This window comes from Cobetia sp. MM1IDA2H-1 (assembly GCF_002916775.2).
Lineage (GTDB): Bacteria > Pseudomonadota > Gammaproteobacteria > Pseudomonadales > Halomonadaceae > Cobetia > Cobetia marina.
In genome coordinates, this window is record NZ_CM133225.1 from 308,596 (window position 1) to 323,740 (window position 15,145).

12 protein-coding genes and 5 tRNA genes are annotated in these 15,145 nt (G+C 63.2%); 8 read left to right on the top strand and 9 right to left on the bottom strand.

Features of this window, described 5'->3' with window-relative positions; all coding sequences use genetic code 11:
* Positions 1-42: 42 nt before the first annotated feature.
* The 4 genes from BOH68_RS01410 to bufA2 form a co-directional block, all read right to left on the bottom strand.
* Positions 43-834 (bottom strand): pseudouridine synthase, encoded by a 792-nt coding sequence (locus BOH68_RS01410; RefSeq protein ID WP_077379350.1) that lies wholly within the window; start codon positions 832-834, stop codon positions 43-45.
* 238 nt (positions 835-1,072) lie between these two features.
* Positions 1,073-1,966 (bottom strand): HvfC/BufC N-terminal domain-containing protein, encoded by an 894-nt coding sequence (locus tag BOH68_RS01415; protein ID WP_170877476.1) that lies wholly within the window; start codon positions 1,964-1,966, stop codon positions 1,073-1,075.
* Positions 1,963-2,913 carry an MNIO family bufferin maturase gene (gene bufB, locus BOH68_RS01420; RefSeq protein WP_077378766.1) on the bottom strand — a complete coding sequence of 317 codons (951 nt, stop codon included), beginning with the start codon at positions 2,911-2,913 and terminating at the stop codon, positions 1,963-1,965. Before bufB ends, BOH68_RS01415 begins: the two co-directional genes overlap by 4 nt.
* Before the next feature lie 153 nt (positions 2,914-3,066).
* Positions 3,067-3,339 carry a BufA2 family periplasmic bufferin-type metallophore gene (gene bufA2, locus BOH68_RS01425; RefSeq protein WP_240499614.1) on the bottom strand — a complete coding sequence of 91 codons (273 nt, stop codon included), beginning with the start codon at positions 3,337-3,339 and terminating at the stop codon, positions 3,067-3,069.
* Positions 3,340-3,646: 307 nt separating this feature from the next.
* On the opposite strand from bufA2, the gene BOH68_RS01430 reads away from it, so the two are divergent.
* Positions 3,647-6,145, top strand: a complete 2,499-nt coding sequence (locus tag BOH68_RS01430) for a fatty acid cis/trans isomerase (protein ID WP_077378769.1) — start codon at positions 3,647-3,649, stop codon at positions 6,143-6,145.
* Positions 6,146-6,243: 98 nt separating this feature from the next.
* Here the strand turns inward: BOH68_RS01430 and fnr are convergent, their stop codons facing one another.
* The 4 genes from fnr to BOH68_RS01450 all read right to left on the bottom strand — a co-directional run bounded on the left by fnr (position 6,244) and on the right by BOH68_RS01450 (position 9,681).
* Positions 6,244-6,993 (bottom strand): fumarate/nitrate reduction transcriptional regulator Fnr, encoded by a 750-nt coding sequence (fnr, locus tag BOH68_RS01435; RefSeq protein ID WP_077378772.1) that lies wholly within the window; start codon positions 6,991-6,993, stop codon positions 6,244-6,246.
* A gap of 356 nt (positions 6,994-7,349) precedes the next feature.
* Entirely contained in the window at positions 7,350-7,628 is a 279-nt protein-coding gene (locus BOH68_RS01440) for a hypothetical protein (RefSeq protein WP_077378775.1), read from the bottom strand.
* The gene (locus BOH68_RS01445) at positions 7,625-8,284 is read right to left on the bottom strand and encodes a cbb3-type cytochrome c oxidase subunit II (protein WP_077378778.1); all 660 of its coding nucleotides are present in this window, start codon (positions 8,282-8,284) and stop codon (positions 7,625-7,627) included. Before BOH68_RS01445 ends, BOH68_RS01440 begins: the two co-directional genes overlap by 4 nt.
* Complete coding sequence (locus tag BOH68_RS01450; RefSeq protein ID WP_170877477.1) at positions 8,281-9,681, bottom strand: cbb3-type cytochrome c oxidase subunit I; 1,401 nt, start codon at positions 9,679-9,681, stop codon at positions 8,281-8,283. The genes BOH68_RS01445 and BOH68_RS01450 overlap by 4 nt, the downstream gene beginning before the upstream one ends.
* A 189-nt stretch (positions 9,682-9,870) precedes the next feature.
* Between BOH68_RS01450 and BOH68_RS01455 the strand changes: the two genes are divergently transcribed.
* From BOH68_RS01455 to BOH68_RS01480, 6 genes are all read left to right on the top strand, one after another.
* Positions 9,871-10,701 carry an alpha/beta family hydrolase gene (locus BOH68_RS01455; RefSeq protein ID WP_258038338.1) on the top strand — a complete coding sequence of 277 codons (831 nt, stop codon included), beginning with the start codon at positions 9,871-9,873 and terminating at the stop codon, positions 10,699-10,701.
* Positions 10,702-10,915: 214 nt separating this feature from the next.
* A tRNA-Val gene (locus BOH68_RS01460) sits at positions 10,916-10,991 on the top strand.
* A gap of 77 nt (positions 10,992-11,068) precedes the next feature.
* A tRNA-Asp gene (locus BOH68_RS01465) sits at positions 11,069-11,145 on the top strand.
* A 40-nt stretch (positions 11,146-11,185) separates the two neighbouring features.
* Positions 11,186-11,262 (top strand) — tRNA-Asp (locus BOH68_RS01470).
* Between the two features lie 50 nt (positions 11,263-11,312).
* A tRNA-Val gene (locus BOH68_RS01475) sits at positions 11,313-11,389 on the top strand.
* Between the two features lie 4 nt (positions 11,390-11,393).
* A tRNA-Asp gene (locus tag BOH68_RS01480) sits at positions 11,394-11,470 on the top strand.
* 143 nt (positions 11,471-11,613) lie between these two features.
* On the opposite strand, the gene BOH68_RS01485 is transcribed toward BOH68_RS01480, so the two are convergent.
* Positions 11,614-12,729, bottom strand: coding sequence for an AraC family transcriptional regulator (locus BOH68_RS01485; RefSeq protein WP_077378784.1), 1,116 nt, complete (start codon positions 12,727-12,729; stop codon positions 11,614-11,616).
* Between the two features lie 318 nt (positions 12,730-13,047).
* Here BOH68_RS01485 and BOH68_RS01490 point away from each other — a divergent pair, with 318 nt between their 5' ends.
* Positions 13,048-15,075, top strand: a complete 2,028-nt coding sequence (locus BOH68_RS01490) for an NADPH-dependent 2,4-dienoyl-CoA reductase (RefSeq protein ID WP_077378787.1) — start codon at positions 13,048-13,050, stop codon at positions 15,073-15,075.
* The last annotated feature ends 70 nt before the right edge of the window (positions 15,076-15,145 follow it).

Genomic DNA, 15,145 nt, shown 5'->3' on the forward strand with positions numbered 1-15,145 from the left:
GTTGAATGCAGATGGCGAAGCGTGTTCGCGGGTGCCCGGTCGTCATTCGGGCAAGTCGTCTGTGGGCCGGCCAGCCAGGTCGCTTTCGGGGCGTTCGGCCTGGTGGATGGCATGGCGCTCCGGCAGATGCCCCAGCCAGCCAAAGCGCGCCAGCAGGGCAGCGTAGGCGCCATCCGGTGGGCATGAAAGACGCAACCAGCCACCCTCGGGGTGCGGCAGTTCCAGTCCGACCGCCGCCAGCAGCAGACGCGGACATTCCAGGGTCGAGGCGAAGTAACGATTGTAGTTGCCCTTGCCGTGCCTGGCATCTCCGATGATGGGGTAGCCACGGCGCGACAGGTGCCGACGAATCTGGTGTCGACGGCCGGTCAAGGGACGTGCCTCCACCAGCGAGAAGCGTGACTGAGGGTAGCGGTCGATCGCGACGGGCAGCTCGACCTGCGCCAGTCGGCGGATGTCGGTGATGGCTTCCTGCTCCGGCATCTGGGCCTTGGGCAGGCGACCCTCTTCCTTGCGCAGGCCGTAGTCCAGGCGTTCCTGTTCGGGAGCGACGCCACGCACCACGGCCAGATAGCGTTTGCTGACCTGCTGTTCCTCGAAGGCGGCGCTCAGCTTGCGGGCGGCTTCCGGTGAGAGGCCGAAGACCATCAGCCCGGAGGTCGGGCGATCGAGACGATGCACCGGGAAGACGTGCATGCCGATCTGGTCACGCAGGCGCTGCAGCAGAAATTCCGTCTCATGCTTGTCGATGGGGCTGCGATGCACCAGCAGGCCAGAAGGCTTCTGCACCACCACCAGCACGTCATCCTGAAACAGGATGTCGAGTGGCAAGATGGGCTCGGCCTCGTGAGCCGGGTCAGCATCGAGGGGCGCCGACACGAGTGGTCGAGACGTCACTGACGCGTCGCAGGGCAGGCCATCGGGGGAAGAGGGCAGATCATGGGAAGAAGGGGGCATGGGCATCACGGCAGCAGGAAGACGAAAGCCGATCACCAAGGGGGTGATCGGCGTGTATTGTCCGGCTTTCCTGGCTGGCTGTCATGTCCGGTCTGTTGCAGGAGGGGGCGCCGCCTCAGGCAATACGGTCTGAGGTATGGCGGCTGGCTCGTCCGGTGTCTTCGGGACGTATCAGCATGCCGGCCGGTATCCATTGCACCAGCAGGTTGATGGCGGCGCCCGGCGCTGCCTCGGCGCCGACTTCGGGGGCCAGCAACTCTCCCAGTGAGGCGAAGCTCAGGCCGTCATCACCGGCAGAGAGAATGGCGTCGAGCACCAGCGCTTCCAATGGCTCGAGAGAGCGATAGTGCACCTCGGGTGCGCCCTCGGTGGGCTGACGCCAGACGATCCATGGCGTGGGGATGTCGCTCTCGACCGGCGCACGTGGCGGCTCGTCATTGTCGATGGATTTCCAGATGGCCGGCGTATCGAAATGAAAGGCGAAGTGATGCAGTGACGGATGGGCTGCCAGTCTCAGCGTCGGCCAGTCTTGCGGGGCGAGCCCTTGCAGGGTCTCGACGCTGAGCGGCGCGATCTCCTCGGCATCCAGTGCCAGCCCCAGTGCCCATTCGAAGGCCGCCATCTCGGTGACCAGCGAACGCCGGGGTTCGCGCGCGGCCACGAAGGCCGGAAAGTGCTGGCCTGCCCAGCGGATCGAGTAGTGGCTCGGCGGATGGGCATTGAGGTACTCGCGACACAGCAAGCCGAAGGCATCATCGCCAATCAAGGTGTGCACGGCCTCGAAATCACCGCCGAAGACATCGAACAGGCGCAGGCGGTAAGCCGTGGCATAGATGCCAAGGCGCTCCTCGGCACTGGCCAGCTCATCACTGATGACAGCCTGTGCCGCGATGCTGCGGGTGTCGGGTGACGGCGCGGCCAGATAGGCGGCGGTGGCGTCCTGAAGCTGGGTCAAGGCGCGGCGGTCGAACTGTGATGCTGTCGTCGCTGTGGTCGATGCATGCGTCATGCGTGCAGCCCCCCATTCATTGCCGCCGCGACAGTCCGGGTCGGTTGATCGTCGGCCAGCGGGCGACCACTGCGGCGACGCAGCTCGGCATATTCTTCCATCAGCTCCGACCATGGCGGGAAGTTGTCATCGCGCTCGATCATGGTGGCAACATCGCCGAAGCGCTCGCGTGCGGCGTCATACAATGACCACACGGTATCCGGGACGGGTTGGTCGTGGGTGTCGATGCACAGCTCACCGCCAGACACGTCCTGCCTGATGTGCCCGGCGAGATGGTGCTGCCAGACACGCTCCGCCGGCATGGCATCCAGATAGGCCAGCGGATCGAAGTCATGATTGTGGCTGGAGACGATGACGTTGTTCAGGTCGAGCAGGATCAGGCAATCGGCACGGCGGCTGACCTCGGCCAGAAACTCCCATTCGCTCATCTCGTCGGGCTGCCAGGTCAGGTAGCTGGAGACGTTTTCCAGCAATAGCTGGCGCCCGAGCGCGTTCTGGACCTGGTCGATGCGCTCGGCCAGGTGCGTGATGGTGGCCTCGGTATAGGGCAGAGGCAGCAGGTCATGGAATTGATGCGCGCCGGTGCGGGTCCAGCACAGGTGATCGGAGACCCACATCGGTTCGATGCGCTCACACAGTGCGCGCAGCTCGCGCAGATAGCGGGTGTCGATGGGATTGCTGCCACCGATGGATAGCGAGACGCCATGCAGGGCGATGGGGTAGTGCTCGCGGACTCGCTCAAGGAAGTGCAGCGGCTTGCCGCCGGCACTGACGCCGTCGGAGTCGATGAATCCGGGGCCCATGTAGTTCTCGCTGATGGCCTCGAACCAATCGATATCCGGCAGCGTCGTCAGAATCTCGTGGTAGTACTCAGGACGTAGCCCAAGCCCTTGACCGGCACCCGAGGTGGCAGTGGCAGGCTGGTGACTCCGGAAAGCTGTCGTCATGAGTGACTCCTTTTCCATGGCATGGCAGGCAGTGCCTGCATTGGCAGTGTAGACCTGATGCAACAACGGGAGGACGGCATGCCGTCCTCCCGTTGCGTCCAGGGACTCCTGGCGACACCGTTACCTGGGTGACGGTGCCCTCATCTCGAGTGCTCAGCTCTTGCCGGAGATGACTTCGCCGCCAGCGCCGACACAGGATTCGGCACTTGCGGTGTAGGACCAGCCCTGACCCTTGCAGGCATTGTGGCCCTTGCAGGCGCTGGTGGCGGTGGCGCACTCGGAGGTGCCCTTGCAGGAGTTGATGCCGGAGCACTTCACGGCGTTGTCAGCCGCCTGCACGGACATGGAGGTCAGGGCGGCGGTGGAGAACAGTGCAGCGGCAGCAGCGGCAAAGGTGGCGGCAGTCACGGTCTTCTTCATGGTCATGATGGTTTCCTTTCGGGCGAGCCCGTTTTTTCTGGTTGTTGAGCAAGGTTCGATGCAGATATCCACCCGGCCAGTCAGGTCTCGTTGCCGGGTCATTGAGTCTTACGTCGCCGGCGTGAAGGTGGATGCACCGCGGCTCGAGAATTTGACCGGGAGCGCGAAAACCCTCTGAAAGACGCTATTCTGCTCGTGGCATACTGTGTGCCTGTCATGTCTTCTGTGCTCTGTCGAAGCAGTGTGCAGCGGGCCCCGCCTGCCTCATGGCCGATCCGTCCATCGGTCTCGTACTCTGCTTATGGAGCCTTGCATGCTGAACTCCCTTCGACGCCTGTGGCATACCCCGCGCTGGCGCTGGAGCATCCTCGTCATCCTGTTGCTGGGAGGATGTAGCGCCGTCACCGTGCATCAGCTGGATGCGCGTTTCGGGACGCCCGAGCCACGCGATCGCGTCGTGTCCGGCGATAGTCTGGCGGGGAGGCATTGGGAAGATGAGGTCAAGCCGATCCTCGAGACGCGTTGCGTGGTCTGCCATGGCTGCTATGACGCCCCGTGCCAGCTCAAGATGTCCTCGGCGGCCGGGATCGACCGCGGTATCAATCCCGCCCCTGTCTATGACGGCACCCGCTTGCTGGCGGCCAATCTGACGCGTCTGTTCGAGGATGCCGACAGCACCGCTGAATGGCGTGACATGAACTTCTCGCCGGTGCTCAACGAGCGCAACGACTCGGCGCTCGCCAATCTGGAAGGCAGTGTGCTGTTCCGCTCGCTGAGCCAGAAGCGCAAGCAACCCCTGCCGGTGACGGAGGAAGGCCTGCTGCCGGAAGACCGTTTCGATCTGTCGCTCAATCGCAGTCAGGTGTGCGCGCCCATCGAGCGCTATGATGCCTTCGCGGAAGATCATCCGGACTGGGGCATGCCGTATGCGCTGCCGCAGATCAGTGATGAGGAGCACCGTACGCTGGTCAACTGGTTGGCGCAGGGCTCGCCGATGACCAAGGTGCGCCCGGTGTCTGAGGCCCTGGTGCCACGGATTCAGCAGGTGGAAGCCTTCCTCAATGGTGACAGCCTCAAGCAGCGTCTGATGAGTCGCTACATCTACGAGCACCTCTTCCTGACCCACCTGTATTTCCCGGAAGCGAAGGGGGCCAATGGCCGGCCGATCTTCTTCTCGCTGGTGCGCTCCAGTACGCCGCCCGGCGAGCCCATCCAGCGCATCTCCTCGCGCCGCCCCTATGACGCTCCCTACGCGGCCTATCCCGGAGATGGTCGTGACGTCATGCCGCATGACGAGGCCGGGCGTCCTCGCGTCTATTACCGTCTATGGCAGGAGCGCTCGACGATCCTGGCCAAGAATCATCTGCCCTATTCGCTGAGTGACGCGCGCCTGGAGCGCTGGCAGTCGCTGTTCCTCGCGCCGGACTATACGGTGGATGACCTGCCTGGCTATGACCTCAAGACGGCGTCCAATCCCTTCCTGACGTTCGAGGCGATCCCTGCCGAGTCACGTTACCGCTTCATGCTGGATGAATCGCAGAACACCATCATGGGCTTCATCAAGGGGCCGGTCTGTCGTGGCCAAGTGGCCGTGGACGTCATCAATGACCACTTCTGGGTCAGTTTCACCGATCCATCACTGTTCAGCCTGCCGCAGGTCGAGCGCACCCTGGCACGGGAGGGTGAGAATCTCAGCCTGCCTGCCGAGCAGAGCAGCAATGCATTGCCCATCTCCTCGTGGATCAAGTTCGAGCGCAAGCAGCAGGCCTATCTGCAGGCCAAGCAAAAGCTGATGATGCAGGCCTACGAGGACGGCAATCTGCGTCTCGACATGCAGCTGTTGTGGGACGGCAGCGGCTGGCAAGGCGGCGAGGGTGGCGATCACAACCCCAATGCCGCCCTGACGGTCTATCGTCACTTCGACAACGCTGCCGTGATGAAAGGGCTGGTCGGCAATGTGCCCAAGACGGCCTGGGTGATCGATTACCCGATGCTTGAGCGCATCCATTACCTGCTGGTGGCCGGCTTCGATGTCTATGGCAACCTCGGCCACCAGCTGACCACGCGCCTGTACATGGACTTCCTGCGCATGGAAGGCGAGAACAACCTGCTGGCGCTTCTGCCTGCCGGCGAGCGTCAGGCAGTGCATGACAGCTGGTATCAGGATGTGGATTCTGGGCTGGAAAAGCTGCTGTTCAAGAAGCCGCCCCAGTTTGATGCCCCGAGCGATATCGTCTGGACACCGGGAGAGCTTTCCTCACCGGAGAAGGCGCGCATTGGTCTGATGCGCCGCCTGCGCGAGCGCCTGGCGCCGGAACTTGTCCACGAGCGTAGCCTGGAGACGCTGGAGGATGATGCCGTGCGCCGCGAATTGAAGGCCTTGAGCGAGGTGAGTGGTCTGGCGGCCAGCCTGCTGCCGGAAGTCACCATCATTGCGCTGGAACGGGAGGGAAGCGAGCACCCACAGTTGTTCAGCGTGCTGCGCAACTCGGCTCATGCCAACATCACCAGTCTGTTCGACGAGGAAGCCAATCGGCGTCCTGAGCGCGATACGCTGGATGTGCTGCGCGGCGTGGCCGGGGATTATCCGAATGCCTTCTGGCATCTGACACCCGAGTCGCTGCAGGGATTGGCACGGCGGGTCGCTGTGCTCAAGGATGAGGCGGACTATCGACAGCTGATGGCCGATATCGGAGTGCGGCGCACCGATCCACGCTTCTGGCAGTTCTCGGACAGCGTGCTGCGTGCCAATTATTCGGATCGTCCCGTCGAGGCCGGGTTGCTGGATTACAACCGTCTGCAGAATCGCTGAGCGTCTCCGAGCCGCCTGGCGCTGTCTGGAACACACGAAGGCCCGCCACATGAGGATGTGGCGGGCCTTCGTGGTGAGAGAGATGGCATCACGGGCGTTCAGCGACCGCCCTGACACTCTCCTTCTGCCAGCTCGATCAGGCCATCCAGGTGCAGGATATGGACCTCGCGGGCCTGGATATCCACCAGCCCCTGAGCCTGGAAACGCGTCAGGATACGGCTGATGGTTTCCACGGCCAGTCCCAGGTAATTGCCGATGTCGGCGCGGGACATGGAAAGACGGAAACTGTATGGCGAATAGCCGCGGCGACGGAAGCGCTGAGAGAGGTTGACCAGGAAGCTGGCCAGGCGCTCATCTGCCGTCTTGCGCGACAGCAGCATCATCATCCGACGATCCTCATGCAGCTCCTTGCTCAGGCTCTTGAACAGCTGGGTGCGCAGTTCCGGCAGTTGGGCGGAAAGCGCATCGAGGCGATCGAAGGGAATCTCGCACACGGTCGTGGTCTCGAGTGCCACGGCGCTACCGGGGTAGGCATTGCTGTCGATGGCATCCAGTCCAGCCAGCTCGCTGGGCAGGAAGAAACCGGTGAGCTGCTCCGTGCCACTGTTCTCGGTGTTGATCTGTTTCAGGCTGCCCGAGCGCACCGTGAAGACGCAGTCGAAGGGCTCGCCCTGGGTGAAGAGAACCTCGCCCTTTCTGAGCGGCGCGCGGCGCCGAATGATGGAGTCGAACTGGTCGATGGCTTCCATGTTCAGTGCCAGCGGCAGACACAGTGAGCTGAGCGAGCAGGTCTGACAGCGTGCTTCATGCGCACGCAATCGATGGGATGCCGTTGTCTGGGCCGTCATGGTGACTCTCCTGGGGCATTACGCCGAAACTCGTGGGGAGCGGGTTTCGGGTGGGGGTGTCCGGGTGCGACACCTGGTACAGGGCGATTCCATGGTCCTGTACGGAGAGGCAGCATCCTCATGGACTGAGTCGCTGCTGCCTGTCGGTGCTGTCCGTCAATGATACCTGTCAGGCGCACTTCCCAGAACGGGTTCCCGTCCTGTGGGGCGGGATGTGAAGTGCTCCGTGAATCGCGCGCATTATATTAGATAATTCTGATTGTGTCGTGATGTCCTGCATGACTCTAGACGCAGAACCTCCCGAAGGGGCAGGTTGCGACGCCCTGCCTCATCCGACTCGGGAGAGCCAGGTGACATCATCCACTCAAGGACATGACGATCTGCCCCATGCTGACCAGCAGTGTGAGCAGAAACAGCAGACCCCAGACCAGCGGCAGCGGCCTGTCCGGCTGAGGGGTGCCGTCAATGCGGTGTTCGTCGCCTGGCCCATCTCCCTGCAGGTCATCATCGGGTGAGGTGCTGCGCGAGCGAAGCCCGACAAGCAACAGCGTGCAGAAGGCCAGGCTGCCCAGCGTGAGCATGCTGATCCATGCCTGCCAGAACAGTGGCAGATCGACGTTTGCCAGCAGGTTCATGGTGCAGCTCCTGTCGTCAGTGTCAGTGTGGCGAGTGTCTCCCCTGTCGGGTCGGGTGCTGTCGCGGATGAGTGCCGAAGGGGATCCGTCTGTTGAAGATAGGCCAGCAGAGCGGTCGCCTCGGCCTTGCCGCGTACCCGGGCGGGCGCCGCGAGGATCTCGTCGTCTCGGTAGGGCACGCCAAGCGCCTGCAGGGCCCGCATTCGCTCGGCGACACCCTCGCCGCTCAGGGCGTGCTCGAACAGCCAGGGGTAGGCCGGCATGCTGGAATCCGCCACCTTGTGGCGCGGCGAGTACAGGTGCAGGCGTTGCCAGGCCTCATCATGTTCCGCCGGGAGGCGGCTCAGGTCAGGGCCTTGACGAGCGTTGCCCCACAGGGCCGGTCGCTCCATGAGGTGGCGGGAGGCGGCGTCCCGGCTTGCATGGCGTGCCTGGTCTCCCGGCAGATCCCGCACCATTCGGGTATGGCATTGCTGGCAGCCTTCCCGCAGGTAAAGGCGCTGTCCCTCCAGCGCCAGCGCATCCAGCGGTGTCACTTCTTGCCTTGCCTCCTGAAACCCTAGAGGCAGCAACTGGGCCAGCGCGCCGACACTTGCCGCCATCACGCAGAGCGCGGCCATCAGGCCCGGATGCCGTTCGAGCAGTACGTGTCTCATGCCGGTGTCCTCCCCCGAGCATGTGAATGCCCGATGTGGTGACGAGCGTGCTGGGTAGAGGGGCGCGTGATGGGTCGGCGGGAGGCGCGCAGGAGATACGCTGCCATCAGCAGCAGGCCGAGTGCCCAGCAACTCAGCCCCGCCAGCGTCATCAGCATCGGCGGGCGAGCCACCGCCAGGACGTCGGCGAGGGAGTGCAGCGGTTGTCCCTCTGCGTCTACGGCATGCCACAGGCTGCCCTGCAGCAGGGTGGTGGTCCAGCTGGCAGCGATGCAGAGCAACGTGCCGGCGATGGCCAGCCAGGCGTGGGTCATGATCAGCGCCGAGGGTGCTTCAGGCAGCCGCAGACGGTAGAGCATGAGCACGCTGACCAGACCGATGACGCCCAGTGTGCCGGCCGGCGAGAGGCTGCCGGCGGCGCTGAAGGTCATGTCGTTGAGCGGGGCGATGGACAGTGCCACATGCTCCATCACGCTGATGGCCAGAAAGAGCAGGGCCGCGCCGAGCAGGCAGGTCTGAGGATGATGGCGCAGGGAGGGCCAGTCCGCCTTGAGGGTCAGCAGGCCGTTGAGAGGAATGGCCAGTCCCGGCGCCAGCAGCAGGAGCCCCATCGCCATTCCCAGCGCCTGGCTCCACTGGGGCAGGGCGCTGGCATGCAGCAGCGCCGCGCCGCTCCAGGGCAGCAGCAATACCAGCAGCCAGAAGCTGATGATGGCCAGACGGTGAGAGTGAAGGGGCTGGCGGGTCAGTCCCGAGAGTGCCTGATACGCCATGGCAATGAAGCCCAGTGCCAGCATGCCGCCGGGCAGCATTCCCTTCTGCCAGCTCTGCAGCAGCGCGTCCAGACTGCCTGAGAACATGGGTAACGATGTCAGCGGGCCCAGGGGCACCGCCAGTGACAGCAGGGTATGCTGCATCAGTATCATCACCAGACAGCCAATGAAGCACCAGCCAGCCACGGGCAGGCGCGCTGTCGGTCCTGCCTTCCAGTTGACATGGAAGAGCCACGCGACCGCGATCCACACTGCCAGCATCAACAGGTTGAGTGGCCAAGGATATTCGGATTGGCCATGCCCCGACGCGAAGCCCGCGGCAATCGATATGCTGCCAAGCACGAGAATCGTCTGCCAGGCCTGCAGCGTGAACCGCTGGAGACGCCGCTGGCCTGGCCGAGCTTGCGTGTCATGATTGACCAGTGAATACAGGCTGGCAATCAATGCCGAGCCGCCGAGGCCGAAGAGCAGCAGATGCTGTTGCACAATGGCGAGACGGCCATGGCTCAGCCAGGCGATGGGCGGGGCCAGGGTTGGCCACAACTGCACGGCGGTCAGCCATGCCGCCAGCAATAGACTGACGGCGCCTGAAAGAATGGCCGTCGTGCCAAATTGGCGAATCACCTCGTGAGAGGCGCCTGCTCCATCAGGTGCTGTGCCCATGTCATGACCTCATCATGCAGTGAACAGCGATGTGCTCTCCTGAAGAGAGCACGACTCACGAGACGATTCAGCATTCATTTCAGCTACCAGGGAGGACACTGAGTGTCTCTTGTCACTTCATCATCGGACGAAGATCGGGATGCGTCCAATGTGGCGGCCGTTCCCACCCCCTACGCCGAGGAAGGTTTCAAGGTCGCTTCCTTTGACGCCATCGCCGATGAGCTGGAAAAGCGTCTGGAGCTGTCAGAGGAGGCGTTGGCGGCGCGCGGCCCCTGGCGAGGCTGGGTGGCCTCGTTCGGTCCGCTGGAGATTCATGGCAGCCCTCGGCAGGTGATTCTGCTGCATGCCCATGGGGCGGGCGCCGGACGCGAGACCGATTTCCATCAGCAGTTCGGCAAGGCCTGTGCACACCAGGGGGCGGCATGGCTGGGATTCGACTTCGCCTACCTCGTCAAGATGCGCTGTGAGGCACGCCGTCGTCCGCCGCCGCGGCTGCCCGGGCTGATCGAGGAAATGACGCGCTGGCATGAGGCGCTGGCCGCCAGTCTTGCCGCCAGGGCGTCTCTGGCGACATGCCGGGTATTGCTTGGTGGCAAGTCCATGGGGAGTCGCGTGGCCTCGCATGTGATGCAGGAGCTGGAGGGGCGAGGCATGCCAGCCCCCTCATCAGGCCCACGTCGAATGTCGCCCCTGGGCTGGTATGCGCTGGGCTATCCCTTTCACCCGACCGGCAAGCCGGACACGCTGCGAACCGAGCATCTGGCGGCCATCAATGCCCCGGGCGTGATCTGCCAGGGCACGCGAGATCCCTTTGGTCATCGCGAGGAAGTCGAAGGTTACGGATTGCCATGCACCATCAGCCTGCATTGGCTGGAGGATGGCGAGCATGATTTCAAGCCTCGCAAGGCGAGCGGCAAGACGCGTGAGGGGCTGATCCGCTCAGCGGTGGCAGCGATCCTTGCGCACCCTGCGTTGCGCTGATGGGTGTCAATCCATGAGCGACACGAATTTTCTCCCTCGTGGCATCCTGATGTCAGAATGTTGACACAATGCTGATGGTTGCTGGGCTACAGGTGAGTGGTGCTGGGAAAATCCAGTCTTATCAAGACCCTGTCGAGGAGCATTCTGAAACTGCCTGTAAAAAAAGTATTGACTCATGGGGCGGATTCCGTAGAATGCAGCGCCAACGAGACAGGGGTGGTTAGCTCAGTTGGTAGAGCACCAGCCTTACAAGCTGGGGGTCACTGGTTCGAACCCAGTACCACCCACCATTTGAAAAAAGTTATTGCTTATCAAAGCGTTACTTGATTAAATGGCCTGGTTCGTCAGCAGAAGCAAACGTTGCAGTGGACTGGTAGTTCAGTTGGTTAGAATGCCGGCCTGTCACGCCGGAGGTCGCGGGTTCGAGTCCCGTCCAGTCCGCCACTACCGTTTGTCATGCGCCCGATGTTGAGTTGTTCTGAATGGACTGGTAGTTCAGTTGGTTAGAATGCCGGCCTGTCACGCCGGAGGTCGCGGGTTCGAGTCCCGTCCAGTCCGCCATTCAGAATGACGCGATATCACCGCTGCTTGCAGCAAGGATCGTCTGTGTTGGGTGATTAGCTCAGTTGGTTAGAGCACAAGCTTCACATGCTTGGGGTCACTGGTTCGAATCCAGTATCACCCACCAATGTGGACTGGTAGTTCAGTTGGTTAGAATGCCGGCCTGTCACGCCGGAGGTCGCGGGTTCGAGTCCCGTCCAGTCCGCCACTCGATCTACAGAATTCGTGAAACCCGAGCCCTCGTGCTCGGGTTTTCGCGTTTCTGGCCAGCAAGATGCTCGTTGTTGCCTTCCTCGCTGTTGCCTTCCTTTTGGACGTTCCCTCGTCCCCCGTTCGACGTTTCTTCGTGTTTCAGGTCCGTGAGCTACCCGTTCGGCTGGAGGCGCGGTGCTGTCTGCGCCATGCGCCCGGTGGTTTGGCATGCCAGCGCTTGCAGGCGTGCTGGAAGCTTTCCGGACCGGCAAATCCCAGTACCCAGCTGATTTCCTTCAGGCTCAGATGGGTGTCGCGCAGATAACGCTCGGCCAGCGCGCGGCGTGTGTCATCCAGCAGCCCCTCGTAGTGCCAGCCTTCGGCGGCGAGTCGTCTGGCCAGGGTGCGCGGGTGCAGATTGAGGGCCGCTGCGATCTCGTCGCGTCCGGGTGCGCGCCCCGAAAGCCGCATGGCAATGGCACGTCGTGTGCGTGACAGCGTGTCATGAGGGCCCTGACGGCTCTCCAGTCGCTCCGTGATCTGTTGACGAAGCTGGGCAAAGGCGACCGGTGCTGCCTGCACGGTAGGGGCGTTCAATACCCTGTCTGGCAGCCACAGCCGATTGCGCCCTGTCGCGAAGTGCAACTGGCTCGCAGGCAGGCCCAGGCGTCGGGCATATCGCCAGCGCCAGCGCTTCTCCGTCTGCTCATGCATATCGCCTGGTGAGGGGGTGAGCGGAGAGCTGTCCTCCGGCGAGCGGGGGATCGTGTAATCGATCTCGAGCGATGCATCGCTCAAGGCATCGCCGCTCAGCTGGCGAGCCAGATGCCACCAGCCTCCCAGCACGCTGTCGACCACGAAGCGGTTGTAGGCATTGTAGGGAGCGAGGGAGTAGAAGTTCAGCCAGCCGCCGGTGGCCTGGCGCTCGAAATGGCCATGGCCACGACTGTTGTCGCTGTAAAGTGCCTCAGCCTCGCACAGCAGCGTCAGCCCTGCCGCCAGAGTGGGGGCGCAGGCACACGCAAGTCCGGGGAGCAGAAAGTCTCCCGGGCGAATCTGAGCGGCCATCTCCAGGCCGAACAGTTCATCACCGCTGGCAGTGATGGCGGCGTGGCCCAGACGCATGTAGCGAGCGATGCCGATCCGGGCATCTCCGTCGTCCGGCAGCGGCCAGCCCGTGTAGGGCTGCATGATGGGCTCGGCGTGCACGTTGCGCGCGTCCAGGGCACGTGCGACGAGGTGCGCCAGGCTGACCGAGACTTCTCCTAATTGCATGGGGCTGGCTCGTGTCGAGAGGTCGGGGAGACAAGCGCGAGGCTTGCCGTTGGCCGGATATTGCTCAGGGCATGTCCTGCAAGGATATCAATGTGTCCTCCAGGCGCATTGAGTGCAAGCGATGATGCACTACACTGAGCTTATCGAGATTCATACGACTGTTTGCCTTGGGTGTGCGTCGCCCTGACGTGTCTACCGCCAACGTGCACGAGTAGCGCAAGGCAACAAGATGACAATGACGACCTGATGAGTTCCGCGTGCTGGTGTCCCGGGGTCCGGTTGACGGCCACGCCAGTGCGACGGCAAGGAGCAAGCGCCATGACTGCCTATCCGAATATCTTCTGTCCGCTGAAGGTGGGACACATCACGCTGAGGAATCGCGTGCTGATGGGGTCGATGCATACCGGGCTCGAGGAAGCTCCCAATGGCTTCACGCGCTTGGCGGCCTTCTATCGCGAGCGTGCCCGTCATGGTGTCGCCCTGATCGTCACGGGAGGGATCGCCCCGAACCCGGAGGGCGCGGTCATGCAGGGGGCGGCCAAGCTGACCACCTCGCAGGAGGCGCAGCGTCATCGTGAAGTGACCGATGCCGTGCATGCCGAGGACGGGCGGATATGCCTGCAGATCCTGCATGCCGGTCGCTATGCCTATTCTCCGGATCAGGTCGCGCCTTCTGCCATTCAGGCCCCGATCAACCCCTTCATGCCGCGGGCGCTGAGCACCGAGGAAGTGAAAGGCCAGATCGCGGATTATGTGCGCTGTGCCACCTTGGCACGCGAAGCGGGCTATGACGGTGTCGAGGTGATGGGGTCCGAAGGTTACTTCATCAACCAGTTCATCTGTCGACGGACCAACCAGCGTGAGGATGAATACGGTGGCAGCTTCGAGAATCGCATCCGTCTGGCGGTGGAGATCGTCGCGGGCATCCGCGCGGCGCTGGGCGAGGATTTCCTGATCATCTATCGGCTGTCGATGCTGGATCTTGTCGATGAGGGCAGCACCTGGAGCGAGGTGGTCGCGTTGGGCAAGGCCATCGAGGCGGCCGGTGCCAGCCTCATCAATACCGGGATCGGCTGGCATGAGGCACGAGTGCCCACCATCGTCACCAGTGTGCCGCGTGCCGTCTTCACCGGACTGACCCAGCGCATGAAGGCGGAGCTCAGTCTGCCGCTGATCACCACCAATCGCATCAATATGCCGGACGTGGCCGAGTCGGTACTTGCGGAGGGACATGCCGACATGGTGTCGATGGCGCGTCCGTTCCTCGCTGACCCGGCGTGGGTCAGCAAGGCGCAGGCGGATGATGCCGCGATCATCAACACCTGCATCGCCTGCAACCAGGCGTGTCTTGATCACACCTTCCAAATGAAGCTGACCTCGTGTCTGGTCAACCCGCGAGCCTGCCACGAGACCGAGATGGTGATCGAGCCTGCCCGCCGCGTGCGGCGTGTCGCCGTGGTCGGAGGCGGTCCAGCAGGTCTGTCGGCGGCCGTCACCGCGGCAGAGCGTGGTCATGAGGTGGTGCTGTTCGAGGCGCAGGCGGAAGTCGGCGGGCAGTTCAATTTCGCGCGCCGCATTCCGGGCAAGGAGGAGTTTGACGAGACACTGCGCTACTTCAACGAGGCGCTGGCACGCAATGGTGTCGAGGTTCGGCTCAATACGCGTGCCACCGCGGAGATGCTGTCAGCGTTCGATGCCGTGATCCTGGCCAGTGGCGTGCGTGCGCGTACGCCCGCGATTCCCGGTATCGAGGAGGGTATCTCGCGTGGCCAGGTGCTCAGTTATGGCGAGGCGATTCGTGCTCCGGAGCGAGTGGGGCGACGTGTGGCGCTGGTCGGTGCGGGAGGCATCGGGTTCGATGTGGCGGAGTTGATGACGCATCGTGAGCCGTCACCCTCGCTGGATGGCGAGCTGTGGTGTAAGGAGTGGGGGGTGGATCTCTCGGTCAGCACTGCCGGCGGTCTCAAGACACCGATGCCCGGCGAGAGCCCTCGTGAGGTATGGCTGCTGCAGCGCAAGACCTCCAAGCCGGGCAAGCATCTGGGCAAGACGACCGGCTGGGTGCACCGGGCCACCCTCAAGCAGCGCGGAGTCAAGATGGTGGCGGGCTGCGATTATCAGTCCATCGATGCCGAGGGGATGACCGTCAGCATTGATGGCAAGGTCCAGCATCTGGCGCTCGACAGTATCGTGCTGTGTGCCGGCCAGGAGTCGGTGCTGGAGCTCAGGGCGCCCCTGGAGGCGGCAGGGATCGAGCTGCACATCATCGGTGGCGCCGATGAAGCCGCTGAGCTGGATGCCAAGCGCGCCATCGCGCAGGGCACCATGGCGGCCGCAGCCCTCTAGCCCGCTCCCGGGAGTCTCGGCTGGCCGGGGCGCCTTTCGTGGCGGAGCGAGTGTCGGCGAGATGGGGATA